At 43.8% G+C, this 14,041-nt stretch carries 9 protein-coding genes and 2 rRNA genes (1 of these 11 running past the window's edge); 7 read left to right on the top strand and 4 right to left on the bottom strand.

All coding sequences use genetic code 11. The features are described 5' to 3' along the window. The 7 genes from ACZ5O6_RS08905 to ACZ5O6_RS08875 all read left to right on the top strand — a co-directional run. Nucleotides 1-2,248: ribosomal RNA gene (locus tag ACZ5O6_RS08905) — 23S ribosomal RNA — on the top strand; it begins 625 nt to the left of the window's first position. Nucleotides 2,249-2,477: 229 nt separating this feature from the next. Next, a 5S ribosomal RNA gene (gene rrf / locus ACZ5O6_RS08900) occupies nucleotides 2,478-2,593 on the top strand. Between the two features lie 232 nt (nucleotides 2,594-2,825). Continuing rightward, on the top strand, nucleotides 2,826-3,389 hold the full coding sequence (locus ACZ5O6_RS08895) for a FixH family protein (RefSeq protein ID WP_447093030.1): 564 nt from the start codon (nucleotides 2,826-2,828) through the stop codon (nucleotides 3,387-3,389). Nucleotides 3,390-3,419: 30 nt separating this feature from the next. Further along, nucleotides 3,420-5,834: a heavy metal translocating P-type ATPase gene (locus tag ACZ5O6_RS08890; protein WP_447093031.1), complete on the top strand. Its 2,415-nt coding sequence runs from the start codon at nucleotides 3,420-3,422 to the stop codon at nucleotides 5,832-5,834. Nucleotides 5,835-6,032: 198 nt separating this feature from the next. Further along, the gene (locus ACZ5O6_RS08885) at nucleotides 6,033-7,208 is read left to right on the top strand and encodes an IS4 family transposase (protein ID WP_447093035.1); all 1,176 of its coding nucleotides are present in this window, start codon (nucleotides 6,033-6,035) and stop codon (nucleotides 7,206-7,208) included. Between the two features lie 137 nt (nucleotides 7,209-7,345). Continuing rightward, a complete protein-coding gene (gene ccoS / locus ACZ5O6_RS08880; RefSeq protein WP_447092627.1) occupies nucleotides 7,346-7,540 on the top strand; it encodes a cbb3-type cytochrome oxidase assembly protein CcoS in 195 nt (64 codons plus the stop codon). Then, a complete protein-coding gene (locus ACZ5O6_RS08875; RefSeq protein ID WP_447092626.1) occupies nucleotides 7,540-8,241 on the top strand; it encodes a sulfite exporter TauE/SafE family protein in 702 nt (233 codons plus the stop codon). The genes ccoS and ACZ5O6_RS08875 overlap by 1 nt, the downstream gene beginning before the upstream one ends. 61 nt (nucleotides 8,242-8,302) lie before the next feature. Here ACZ5O6_RS08875 and ACZ5O6_RS08870 read toward each other — a convergent pair whose 3' ends face one another. From ACZ5O6_RS08870 to ACZ5O6_RS08855, 4 genes are read right to left on the bottom strand one after another with little or no spacing between them, the layout of a single operon-like run. Further along, complete coding sequence (locus ACZ5O6_RS08870) at nucleotides 8,303-9,673, bottom strand: sigma-54-dependent transcriptional regulator (RefSeq protein WP_447092625.1); 1,371 nt, start codon at nucleotides 9,671-9,673, stop codon at nucleotides 8,303-8,305. A gap of 33 nt (nucleotides 9,674-9,706) precedes the next feature. Further along, nucleotides 9,707-11,896, bottom strand: coding sequence for a sensor histidine kinase (locus tag ACZ5O6_RS08865; RefSeq protein WP_447092624.1), 2,190 nt, complete (start codon nucleotides 11,894-11,896; stop codon nucleotides 9,707-9,709). Further along, nucleotides 11,877-13,232, bottom strand: a complete 1,356-nt coding sequence (locus ACZ5O6_RS08860; RefSeq protein WP_447092623.1) for a hypothetical protein — start codon at nucleotides 13,230-13,232, stop codon at nucleotides 11,877-11,879. Before ACZ5O6_RS08860 ends, ACZ5O6_RS08865 begins: the two co-directional genes overlap by 20 nt. After that, nucleotides 13,232-13,867, bottom strand: a complete 636-nt coding sequence (locus tag ACZ5O6_RS08855) for a MiaE family protein (RefSeq protein WP_447092622.1) — start codon at nucleotides 13,865-13,867, stop codon at nucleotides 13,232-13,234. The genes ACZ5O6_RS08860 and ACZ5O6_RS08855 overlap by 1 nt, the downstream gene beginning before the upstream one ends. Nucleotides 13,868-14,041: the final 174 nt, after the last annotated feature.

Below are 14,041 nucleotides of genomic sequence, written 5' to 3'. Positions count from 1 at the left end.
ATAGGGCGCGAGTCGCTAGCAATAGACCCGAAACCGGGCGATCTACCCATGGCCAGGTTGAAGGTGCCGTAACAGGCACTGGAGGACCGAACTCACGTATGTTGAAAAATGCGGAGATGAGCTGTGGGTCGGAGTGAAAGGCTAATCAAGCCCGGAGATAGCTGGTTCTCCCCGAAAACTATTTAGGTAGTGCGTCATGTCTCACCCACGGGGGTAGAGCACTGTTTGGGCTAGGGGGTCATCCCGACTTACCAACCCCATGCAAACTCCGAATACCGTGGAGTGCAATCATGGCAGACACACGGCGGGTGCTAACGTCCGTCGTGAAGAGGGAAACAACCCAGACCGCCAGCTAAGGTCCCAAATGTTAATTAAGTGGGAAACGATGTGGGAAGGCTTAGACAGCTAGGAGGTTGGCTTAGAAGCAGCCACCCTTTAAAGAAAGCGTAATAGCTCACTAGTCGAGTCGGCCTGCGCGGAAGATGTAACGGGGCTAAATTAGCAACCGAAGCTGCGGATACTTTCGAGTATGGTAGGGGAGCGTTCTGTAAGCCGTTGAAGGTGACTTGAGAAGGTTGCTGGAGGTATCAGAAGTGCGAATGCTGACATGAGTAACGATAAGGGGAGTGAAAAACTCCCCCGCCGGAAGATCAAGGTTTCCTGTCCAACGTTAATCGGGACAGGGTTAGTCGGCCCCTAAGGCGAGGCGGAAACGCGTAGTCGATGGGAAACAGGTTAATATTCCTGTACTTTTTATTACTGCGATGGAGGGACGGAGTAGGCTAGGCCAGTGCGGCGTTGGTAGTCCGCATGAAAGCTAGTAGGCTGGAGACTTAGGTAAATCCGGGTTTCTAAGGCTGAGAGGTGATGACCAGCTCTTTTTTGAGCGAGGTGGTTGATGCCATGCTTCCAAGAAAATCTTCTAAGCTTCAGGTAATAAAGAACCGTACTGTAAACCGACACAGGTGATCAGGTAGAGAATACCCAGGCGCTTGAGAGAACTCGGGTGAAGGAACTAGGCAAAATAGCACCGTAACTTCGGGAGAAGGTGCGCCGATGTTGGTGATGAGACTTGCTCTCTAAGCCGATGTCGGCCGAAGTGACCAGATGGCTGCGACTGTTTATTAAAAACATAGCACTCTGCAAACACGAAAGTGGACGTATAGGGTGTGACGCCTGCCCGGTGCCGGAAGGTTAATTGATGGGGTTAGCTTAGGCGAAGCTCTTGATCGAAGCCCCGGTAAACGGCGGCCGTAACTATAACGGTCCTAAGGTAGCGAAATTCCTTGTCGGGTAAGTTCCGACCTGCACGAATGGCGTAACGATGGCCATGCTGTCTCCACCCGAGACTCAGTGAAATTGAAATTGCGGTTAAGATGCCGTATACCCGCGGCTAGACGGAAAGACCCCGTGAACCTTTACTACAGCTTGACACTGAACTCTGAACCTATTTGTGTAGGATAGCTGGGAGACTTTGAAGCGATGACGCTAGTTGTTGTGGAGTCGACCTTGAAATACCAGCCTGATATGTTTGGGGTTCTAACGCTGGTCCCTTATCGGGATTGCGGACAGTGTCTGGTGGGTAGTTTGACTGGGGCGGTCTCCTCCCAAAGAGTAACGGAGGAGCACGAAGGTACGCTAATCCTGGTCGGAAATCAGGAGTTTAGTGCAATGGCATAAGCGTGCTTGACTGCGAGACTGACAAGTCGAGCAGGTACGAAAGTAGGTCATAGTGATCCGGTGGTTCTGTATGGAAGGGCCATCGCTCAACGGATAAAAGGTACTCCGGGGATAACAGGCTGATACCGCCCAAGAGTTCACATCGACGGCGGTGTTTGGCACCTCGATGTCGGCTCATCACATCCTGGGGCTGAAGCCGGTCCCAAGGGTATGGCTGTTCGCCATTTAAAGTGGTACGCGAGCTGGGTTTAGAACGTCGTGAGACAGTTCGGTCCCTATCTGCCGTGGGCGTTGGAAAGTTGAGAAGAGCTGCTTCTAGTACGAGAGGACCGAAGTGGACGAACCTCTGGTGTTCCGGTTGTGATGCCAATCGCATTGCCGGGTAGCTACGTTCGGACGGGATAAGCGCTGAAAGCATCTAAGCGCGAAGCCTCCTTCAAGATTAGCTTTCCCTGATTCTTTAAGAATCCTGTAGGGCCGTAGAAGACTACTACGTTGATAGGCTGGGTGTGGAAGCGTTGTAAGGCGTTGAGCTAACCAGTACTAATTGCCCGTGAGGCTTGACCATATAATTGAGATAATTAGAAACAGACTGACATATAGCTTGTTCTTAATTGACTGATTAGTGATAAAGATAGAAATATCAACAATATAAAGCCGAGAGGCTGTAGCAATAAGCCATTGGATAAACATGATTATCGAATGCATATGCCAAGATAGAAGAGTGTATTACGTAGACAACACAAGCATCTAATTTAGATTATTGAGAGAGGTTCTCTTAATGATCACCCAGTTTGCTTGACGACCATAGAGAATTGGAACCACCTGACCCCATACCGAACTCAGAAGTGAAACGATTCCTCGCCGATGGTAGTGTGGGGCTTCCCCATGTGAGAGTAGGTCATCGTCAAGCTTTTATTCGAAAACCCCGATCAGTAATGGTCGGGGTTTTTTTATGTGCTTTACATAGAAGCCTGAGAAGTTAATTGATGACCCCTAGGCTGGTGATCGATCGCTGCCTAGCGTATATTGGCCTCTTTATTTTTATCATCTAAAATAAAACAGTTGTGTAGTCCAATATTAAACTGTTTTGCTCGCAATTCAGTAAAACCTCTTTGTAACTCTTCTTTATTTATGGATTTATTATGAGTAATACGCAAGACGCTAATTCACCCCATAAAAAGTGGTATCAAGAGTTTTGGGCATGGTTTATCTTGGCGCCTTTAATTGTTGTGGTCATAGTGTCTAGCTTTACTGTGAGTGTCGCAATACGCGGAGCGGATGATCGGGTTGTCGACAATTATTACAAAGAAGGACGAATGATTAATGCGCGCTTAGATGAGGATGTGTTGGCGGGTGAATTAGATATGACCGCGGCCTTAACCTTTGATCGTTCTATCGATGAATTAGGTATTGTGCTGAGCAATAATCTTCAGCAGTACCCCGATGCGATTTATCTAGAATTAAGTCATATGTCGGATCAATCGCAAGACCATAAGCTTACTTTGCAGCATATCGCTCAGGGGCACTATCAAACAGAGCTTGATCAGCCGTTAAATTATCGTTGGTATTTACGCTTGCGTTCAGACGGGCAGCCAGCGCCTATTAATTTAGATGATACCGATAGCTCGTCAAAAGATGTTTGGCGTTTGCGCGGTGAGATCAACTTTGCAGAGCAGTCTGCTGTCACCTTAACCGCCAACTGGTAATGTCTGGCGAATACACGGTATTTATTTTACGTGAATAACACGTCCTCTTCTCCAGAATGCTACCACTGTGGTTTACCTATTGATCGTGCAGGTGAATTTGTACTGACACTTCAAGAAAAAGAGAGAGAGTTTTGTTGCCCCGGTTGCTTAGCGGTTGCGACGATCATCAATAACGATGGATTGGAGCAATTTTACCAATACCGCTCAGAGTTGAACCGAAGACCACAGCAGCAAAAAGTTTCTTTTGCCCTTTACGATCGTGATGACGTACAAAAAGACTTTGTTATTCATGAGGAGGCTAGCGCTCAAAGCGACGACAAAATCAGCACAGCTTATTTATTATTAGACGATATTACCTGTGCTGCCTGTGTTTGGTTGATTGAACAACACTTGAAGAGTATGCAAGGCGTGGTGTCTGTCAATGTGAGTGCGGATACACATCAATGTGCCGTATGTTGGCAGCGGGATAGTATTAGTTTAAGCCAATTAATGTCAGCATTAGATGATATTGGTTATCGGCCTCAACCCTTTAGCGAAGATAAAAACGAAGAGCAACACCAGCGTTATCAACGTATGGCGTTAATGCGCTTAAGTGTCGCTGCTTTCGGTATGATGCAAGTGGGTATGGTGGCTATTGGTTTGCATGCTGGGGCGTTGCAAGGTATTGAAGAACAGTGGCAGTCTTTGTTGCGTTGGGTGAGCTTAGTGGTGGCAACACCGGTTGTCTTGTTTAGCGCGCAACCCTTTTGGTTTACCGCTTATAAAAACGTGTTGCGTGGGCAACTTACGATGGAAGTGCCGGTATCGATTGCTATCGTTTTGGCATATTTTGCCAGTATTTGGGCAACGGTGGTGGGTACTGGTGAGGTCTATTTCGATTCGGTCTCAATGTTTACCTTTTTCTTATTGTGGGGGCGATACTTAGAAATGCGCACCCGCTATAAAAATCGTCGTCAAACTCACGCAACGACACGCCTCTTGCCTTTGGTAGCGACACGCTTAGTCGATGAGTGTGCAGAAGAAGTTGTGCTTGCTGACTTAGCGATAGGTGATCACTTGCATATTGCTTCGGGCGCTAGCTTACCTTGTGACGGTGTTGTGCTTAAAGGAACTAGTGCCGTCAATGAGGCTCTCATTACCGGAGAAGCAGAACCGGTTAAGAAGTGTGAAGGCGATAGTGTGATTGCCGGTACCGTTAATATGGACGGCTCTTTAGTCATAAGAGCAACGGCGACTCAGCAAGCCACTCGCCTGTCAACCATTGAGCGCTTAACCACCTTTGCGGAGCAAGATAAGCCCCAAGTGCAAGAGCTGGCAAATACAGTGTCTCGTTATTTTGTTGCCGCAGTATTAGTGGTTTCTGTTGCGGTTTATACCTTTTGGCATTTTCACCAGCCAGAACAAGCCTTTTGGGTGATGTTATCGGTTTTAGTGGTGACCTGTCCGTGTGCGTTGTCTTTGGCGACCCCCACTGTTCTAACTGCCACACTTTCTCGCCTGCGCGCGCATGGCTTGCTGGTGCTTAAGGGGCATGTTATCGAGACGCTCACGCAAATAACACGTGTTGTCTTCGATAAAACAGGGACGCTCACTCATGGTAAGCCCTGTGTCGTTGATATTCAGCGTCTTGATGCGTCTTATACTGATGCGCAGGTGATGGCGATAGCGTCCATACTAGAAAGTGGATCATCCCATCCAATTGCTCAGGCCTTTGTTGATAAAAAGACGAGTAGTCGTGCGGATAATCAAGTGATTCACACGGGTATGGGCGTTGAAGGTGATGTGATGATTGATGGCATTGCTGGGCGCTTCTTTTTGGGTAAGTCTAACTTTTTGCATCAACATGTGCAGCGCCCTTCGCAAGCACAGTGGGTGTTATTGAGTGATGTGACGTCGATGCAGCCTATTGCGTGGTTCGGCTTGTCGGATGAGTTGCGTGAATCGGCATCAACGGTTGTTTCTTCTATGGGCGGTCAAGGTATCACCGTTGATATTCTTAGTGGGGATCACTTATCGGTTGTGCGTAGCATGGCTGAGCACTTAGGTGTGAAAAATTATACGGCCGGTGTAACGCCAGAAGAAAAATTAGCCTACATTCGGCAGCAGCAAAATCAGCGTGATAAAGTATTGATGGTGGGTGATGGGATTAATGATGTGCCAGTACTTGCAGGCGCTGATGTGTCTATTGCGATGGATTCTGCTTCTGATTTTGCGCGTACCCATGCGGATGCGATTTTGCTTAATAATGATTTAACTGTGCTGTCAAAAAGTATTGCGCTCGCGCATCGTTGCAAAAAAATTATGCGGCAAAATATTACGTGGGCTTTAGCGTACAATGTTACGGCCTTGCCGCTAGCGGCAGCGGGCTTTATTCCACCTTATCTAGCGGCAATCGGTATGTCATTAAGCTCGCTGATTGTCGTGATTAACGCCTTGCGCGTGTAAGTTGTTAGATACTTATGATTCGATTTATTAGTTATTAGTTACTTGTTACAGGGTGTAATTTTTGAGTCCACTTTGTCATGCCGGACTTGATCCCATAACTGTCCGGAATAAAAGTTAAGCGTATTGCTGAAGAGGTTGCAGCCTCTAGGTTTAAAGGGTAAAACCCACTGACACGACTCATAACCTAGAGGCTGCAATATGTATAGAAATACACGATTTACTGAATTAATGAAAGCACTTCCTCGCCAAGCAGTAGAAAAAGTGGTTTCAAAGCATAAAGCAGATAAGCACAACAAAGGATTTCGTTGCTGGAATCAACTGCTCGCAATGATCTATGCGCAGGTATCAGGATGCCAAAGCTTACGAGAATTAGAGGCGGGTTTTAATAGTCAGGAGACGCATCATTACCATTTAGGTTGTCGTAAAATTAAGCGTTCGACATTATCAGATGCGAATAAATATCGTTCGAATAACGTGTTTGCTGATATCTGTGCATTGCTCTTAAAGCGCGGACACAAAAAAGTGAAAGGTGAACTCAGTGACCTATTGTATTTACTAGATTCCACACCGATACCGTTAGTGGGTTTAGGTTACGATGAGTGGGCTGAAGCAGAAAAAGATAATCGTATTCAGGGATTAAAAGCGCATTTAACGATAGCGTCTCCGAGTAATACTCCGGTCAACCTTGAAATAACAGAACCTAAGATAGGTGATCTTGAAGTAGGTAGAAAAACGGAAGCGGAAATAGGCGCGACGTATGTGTTTGATAGGGGTTATACCGACTATAACTGGTGGTATCGTTTACATGAATCAGGTAGCGTATTCGTCTCTCGTTTTAAACGTAATGCGTCTTTAGTGGTTGAATCGTATCGTCCAATCGAAGCCAAAGATGAGGCGATAATTTTAGAAGATGCGATAGTGTGTTTTAAAAACAAACGTCCGGGAGGCGCTAGGGTTAATCATTATCACGGTACGCCACTACGAAAGATTACAGTGAGTCGGCCGGATAAAGATACGCCGTTAATTATCGCGACCAATGACATGACGCGGTCAGCGAAAGAGATTGCTCAGTTGTATAAACAGCGTTGGGGAATTGAATTGTTTTTTAAATGGATCAAGCAACACTTAAAAATAAAAGTGTTCTTGGGTCGTAGTAAAAATGCGGTAAAAATACAAATTTATAGCGCCATTATTACGTACTTGTTGGTGCAATTGTATCAGCGCAATTTTCGACAAGATGTGAGCTTGAAGATGTGCCTAATGAGCTTGCGAGCGACTCTGTTTCAGAGAGTTGAAACAGAGTGGCAAATAGAGAAAAAGAGGCGTAAGAAAGTCTTGTATTACCAATCCATGCAAGGAGCTCTTGCTCTATGAATATTTATTCCGGACAGTTATGGGACTTGATCCGGTATCTCTGTCATACAAGTGTCTAACAGATCCCGGCTTTCGCCGGAATGACTTTTTCAATTTTTTTAGAGTCTTATATCAAAAAAATAATTAAAGGCTGCTCAATGGAAAGTTTGTATTTACTAATCCCTATTGCTCTTATTGTTGTGGTGTTAGCGATTAAGTTGCTCTTTTGGGCCATTAACAATGGTCAGTATGACAATTTAAATACCGAGGGTCATCGCATTTTGTTTGATGAACCGATTGATAAATCATCCTCAGAACGTGTACCACCTTCGACAGATAGCGAAAAAGAATAATGGATTGGGTATCGTTAACAGTTGCATTCTCTATAGGCTTGCTCGGTGCTACTCACTGCATAGGTATGTGTGGCGGTATTATGGGAGCGCTGACAATGGGAATTAGTGACGCTAATTACTCGCGACGATTATACTTTATTGTTCTCTATAACTTTGGCCGTATTACAAGTTATGTGTTGATTGCCTATGTTTTTTATCAGTTTGTTGATCAAATACAAGGTTATTTTTCGTTACAATTTATGCGCATTATCGCCGGTTGTTTATTAATCGCTATGGGCTTGTATTTGGCGAGTTGGTGGCGAGGGTTAATGTATTTAGAAAAAGCAGGAGGGTATGTGTGGCGATATATTCAGCCTCTGAGCCGTTCGTTATTACCGGTTAACTCCCCGGTAAAGGCACTGTTTTTGGGCGCGCTGTGGGGCTGGTTGCCTTGTGGTCTTATTTATAGCGCATTAGCTTATGCCATATCAGCGAACTCAACGTTTCAAGCGGTTGCCACGATGCTGGCCTTTTCATTGGGCACTTTACCTGCGGTGGTCGCTAGCGGATTATTTGCTGAACGCTTAGTGCGGTGGGTGAGAAATAGCCGAGTCAGGCAAGGGTTGTCGGTATTGATTATTTTGTTTGGCGTATGGACTCTAGTAACCGCACAACAACATCAGCATGTTAGTGAGAGCCATGTTCACCATCATATGCATTAAGTAAGTCATCCGTAACTCATTAGGTGTCTTTTTGCCGATGACTGAGAGATGCCAATATTTCTTAATTACCCTCCCTTTCTTTATACTCACCGGTATTAATTCCGTAGCGATTAAGCTTTTGATTGAATGTTCGGCGCTCTATCTTTAAATCTTCTAATACTTTAGACACTTTTCCTTTGTGTTCACGCAACTTTAATTTAATGAGTAACTCTTCGTAAGCTTCCACTTGCTGCTTCAGTGATTGGTCTTTATTGCGATAAAAGTCGTCCAATTCATTGTTATTCAGTGCATGATCAATATCGTTGCAGTGGGTCATTGCATGGCGTATAGCTACATTAATTAATTCTCTAACATTACCTGGCCACTCATAAGCGAGTAGCTTTCTTTTTCCATCATCATTCAGTGGTTGATATTGCGTATTAAGATGTTCGCACTGTTGTAATGTGAAGTGATTAAAGAGTGCAATCACATCTTCTTCCCGATGTTGTACATCGGGTAAACGGATTTCAGCCACTTGTAGACTAAAAAATAAGTCTTGTCTAAATGATGGGTTACCTTTTAGTTCTGTTTTTGTGGCAGAAATAATGCGGCAGCGAATAGGAATTTTCACATTGCTGCCAACGGGTGTGACCGTTTTGTCAGATAAAGCGAGCAGTAATTTTGCCTGTACATTGCTCGGTAAACTATCAATTTCATCAAGAAAAAGCGTGCCGCTTTTGGCTTGCTCAATTTTTCCTTTATGCAGTGCTGTTGCATTTGAGGGGGCGCCTCGGGTATAGCCAAAAAGCTCAGTTTCGATTAACTCTTCCGGGATAGCCGCGCAATTTAATAGGATAAAGGGTTGTTCTCTGCGTTCACTAAAATCATGTAAACAATGGGCAGTAAGTTCCTTTCCAGTGCCCGTGTTACCATAAATAACAACGGGGATATCCATCGATGAAAAATCAATAACGTGTTTTTTGATACTCTTCATTGCCTCGCTATAACCAATTATTGATTGGTCAATCGCATGAGTATTGTTGGCTTTTTCTTTTGTCGTATTTAGCGATAATGTCGCTCGCCGCTTATCAATGGCGCGAGCTAAGGTACTCAGTAGTCGCTCAGAGTCGACAGGCTTTTCGATAAAATCGTAAATGCCATGCTTCATGGCATCAACTGCGGTAGATACATCGCCATAGCCGGTCATAAGAATGACGGGAAGGTGGGGGTCAATACGATTAACTTCACAAGCAAAAACTAAACCATCATCATTCGGCATGCGCAAATCAGTAACAATGACAGCGGGCATATCGGTAGTAATGCGCGGTAGTATTGTTTTTGGCGAGCTATAGCTTTCAATGTTATCAAAGCGTGTCGATAATAAATCTTCTGTACTTATGCGAATATCTTTGTCGTCATCGATAAGTATGATGCATATATCATTTTTTTTCATGATGGGCTCTATCGGTAGAAAATTATTAAGTGTTTAATCATGACGCGGCAGCTCTATGGTAAAGCATACGCCATCGCGACTATTGTTAGCGTAAATTTTCCCTTGATATTCTTGGATGATTTCGTGAGAAATTGACAAGCCTAATCCTAAGCCTTTACCCACTGCCTTTGTTGTAAAGTAGGGTGTAAATAACGTCGACATAACGTCCGGGTTAATGCCGCCACCATTGTCGGTGATGTGTACGTAAATAGAATAAGCGTTTTTTTCTGTACGAATAGTGATTTCGGGTTGATTGTTTTTTTCGGAGGCCTCAATTGCATTTTTTATGATGTTAGTGAAGACTAAGTCTAGTTTTAGCGGATTGGCAAGTGTGAATGCATAATCATTGACTGCGTCATTATCTTGTTGGCTGCTCGCTGCTTCTTTATCGAGTGCTGCTTCTGATTCACTGTTGTCATAATAATATTCATTGAGCGTTATTTTTTTATCTAAAGTAATGTCACGAAAGGTATCAATGGATTGTCGAACGACAGTGTTGATGCATACTTTTTCTTGTGCTTTTTCATCTTTGTAACTAAAGTTTTTGAGCAGGTTAATGACGTCGTGCATTTTTTTGCTTAAGGGGTTGAGCCGTGCGGCTGAAATTTTTGCTCCATCCCAATCTTTGCGAATTATTTTAGCATCTATAGCAGAAACTGAGCTGTTGATGGCCGAGAGTGGCTGACTTAGTTCGTGCACAATAGTGGCCGCCATATTCCCTAATGCAGCAGCTTTGTTTTTTTGTATCAGTGTGGCTTGCGCTTCTTTTAATTCAACTGTGCGCTGCATGATAATGTCTTCTAATGAATTGTTAATATTGACTAGTTCATTTTCTGCACTTTTTCGTCGCTCAATATTAATTAGTGTCATTAAATAAAGGCGAGTATTCATGGCTGTTATTTTACTCACTGCAAACATTATTGCTGTTTTGTCATGTGTTTGGTGAAGAGTATAGGTTTCGTGATACGTCGCTGACGCGATATTTTCAAATAATAAGGTATCTATTTTGTCAAAGCTGATATCAATAATATCTTCGAGATGTGTGTTTTCAGGGGGTGCCTGTGTGGTCTTAAATAGCAGTAGTTTTGCATGTGCATTGAGTGACACGACTTTCCCTTCGTTACTAAAAAGTACAATGCCAACATTAATGTTATCCATTACACGCTTTAGCTCTTCTTTTTGTAGTGCTTCTAGTGCCTTTGTTTTATCGGTAGATGCAATTCTGTACCTTCTTTCTCTGCGAAATAGATAGGCAAGAAAGATAAAAATGTTAATGATCGAAAATAGAATCAGTGCAGGATATAAAAATGTATGGTGATTAATTAAATGGTATAACGACCAATTAACCGCAGGAATGTCAGACCTGTTTGCTAAATAGATCGTATTGTCTACGTCCCAAAAAGTCGCTGTGGGTAATAGGGATGAAAAGAAACCCGGAGATAGTTGGTATTTGTGGCGATATAAATGTTCGTGTTGTCGTTGACCGAATTGTTGGAGTTGGCTAATGCGTGAGTGTTCTGCAAGCGAAAGCGGGCGGGTTGCTTTATATCGCCATTGGCTTTGTGAACTTAATACAATAATGCCATTGCTATCGGCGGCAATAATGGTGTTGTTAGCGTTTTTCCAGTTTTCTTCCCAATAACTCATTGATAGTTTGACAACCGCAACACCGATGGCTTGTTGGTTATAAATGATGGGTTCGGCAATGAAAAAACCAGGGATGCCCGTTGTAGCGCCTTCGGCGTAGTAAAATTGCCGTGTCTTGCTTGCGATGGATTCTTTGAAATACGGGCGAAAGGCGTAGTTTTTATTTAAAAAACTACTGGGCTGCTTGTAATTACTGGTTGCAATGACCTCTCCTGATCGATTCATAATATAGGCCACATCGGCACCAGCCCGTGCAGTAATAAACTGTAATCGCTGATTGACGACCAAACGATTGTTAGATGAGTAAAGCAAAGCGTTAACAAATAATGATTCACTAGCCATCAATGCGGGTAAGTATTCATACTGGCTAATAGATGCGGCGATAGACTGCTGATAAATTTTCGTCGTGGCTTCGCTTTCATTTTGTGATTGAATAATCAGAGAAAGATAAAGCAGCACGCTGAGAAGAGTGCTAACGCATAAGCTGGCAATAAACCATGTGAGCCCATGTAAGTTTTTACGAAAGATCAGCGTCATCAGTGTTGTTCTCTATTCCTATACTCGGAACTATTGTTTTAGGGTAAGTCTCTGTAAGCAGGTGAATAAGTTTAAGTGTTTTGAAACCATCGAGCCAATAATGGCAGTGTTGGATGCATTGCTGTGGGCTGTTAGTTTGTTTACTGATATGTCGGAATAACACGTCTACACCAATATGATGCAACGCTTGCTGTAAAGCAGGGCTGAGTACATTAAGCCATTGAGCATAGCTTGGTTTTTCGGTGTTGCTTTGAGCGCTTTTGTAGTCATAAAGGTGGTTGAAGTGTTGGAGCAACGATGCCAGCTCAGCAAAGCACTGAGGGTGATAATCTATTCTTGGCATGGGTTTAATCGATAAGCGTGCTTTCGTCGTCTCTTGTTCATTTTTTCGGTAAGTGTCTATTATTTTTTCAACCGCAGGCCCGGTACCAAAAGGTACGCGTTGGGATAGGCGTGAATCAATTAGCAGCGTGGGTTTTTCTAATGAAAAAATAGAGCCGACTTTGGCGAGCTTGTTGAGCAAATAAAAGTCTTCGCCTCCTGACCGTTTAGGAAAGCCACGCACCTGACTGTAATGATAGGCATTAGTTGCGATGCAGCTCCCAAGTGTGTGATAGGCATAAGGAGAGTTTGCTTGCTTCAGTTGATCAACATAGTAGTGCAGGCTCGCTTCATATTGTTGAGTTGCATTATCCAGTAATGTATCGCCAGAGGGTGCGTGTTTGTAAGGGTAAACGGCTGCGCTGTAGTGGCTGGGTAATGTCGCTGTGGCATCAAAATAAGTTGATGGCCAATGGGTGTCGGCATCAGAGTAATGTATCCAATGGCTTTGTAATGTTTGTTGGTAGATAAGCTGGCAGGCAATATCCCCGCCTATTTTTCTTGCAAGGCCAACGCCTTTTTTTCGTGGAATAGCTTGCGTAAATCGGTCGATGACTAAGCAGTCACTGTTAGTGCTTAGTGATTTAAATAAAAATGCTGTGTTTGATGAGTTGTTAATGGAGTAGGGTTGTTGCTCTTTATGATCATCATCAAGCTGGCAAAAATAGTCCCATAGGCTTTGGTTTTTTTGCTGATCAATCACGTTATCAGGTTGGTTGATAATGATGATAAGTAACAGTCGGCCGCTAATACCATTAAATGTATTTATGCGTGTAACGAAATCGCGTGTTTCATTAAAAGCGGGAATAACTAAACAGTGTGAATAGCTTGCCTGTGCCTTAAAACAGGTGTGCGTTGCGATACAGTGTTCAGGTTCGGCGTATTTTTGTAAATAGCCGTTTAACGCTTTCTGGCGAAAAGGAGAGTGGGGCGGGTGTTGGGTGTTTTGCTGCATTAATGCAGTGCTGCACGTATGGGAAGCTGTCTAACAATTTCGGCTTCAATAGTTAACAGCTCATCAAGGCGTGTTTCAATGGTTGGGACAGGGAAGTAATGACTAGCCAACTCAATAAATAATAAGTGATGTTTGGCTTCTGAGTCTGTAATCAATTGGTAGAACTGCCGTAGCTCCGCATCGGGATGATGTTGGGCAATGAGTCCAAAACGTTCACAGCCTCTCGCTTCAATAATTCCCGCAATCAATAATCGATCCAATAGATAGTGCTCTGTTCCGTCGCGCATGGTTTTGCGTAGCGCGTTAACGTAAGGGTCTTTTTCATCGCGGCCCAAATACTGCTGCTTGCTATGCATCAGTTTGATCACTTCACGAAAGTGCGCTAGTTCTTCAATGGCTAAGTCGATCATCGCTTTCACAATGTCGGGTTTGTCGGGATAGTGTGAAACCATCGACATGGCCATGCCCGATGCTTTTTTCTCGGCTTGTGCATGGTCATTTAAAAAGTGGTCAAAGTGGCTTAATACGGTATCGACCCACGTTTGAGGGGTATCCGCCCGTAAGTTAAATAAATCAGGGTCAATACTTGGTTTTGAATTTTGTTTTGAAAGGTTGTTAGCGACAGAGGTGCTCATAATGATGGCTACTGAAAATGATCAATGAATGTGACTCGATTATATCGTTAACGCTTGCGTTGTCGCTAGACTTTCACCGGTGACTGTTGTTTTAGATACCATCGTTAGTGATGACAGGGCTATTACACAGGGTTAGTAAACTATGTGGATTATCTATGAGAGTTAGCCAAGGCT

It is taken from the genome of Eionea flava (genome assembly GCF_055393785.1).
Note: the sequence above shows the minus strand (reverse complement) of the source record. Positions and strands in the feature narration are given on the sequence as shown.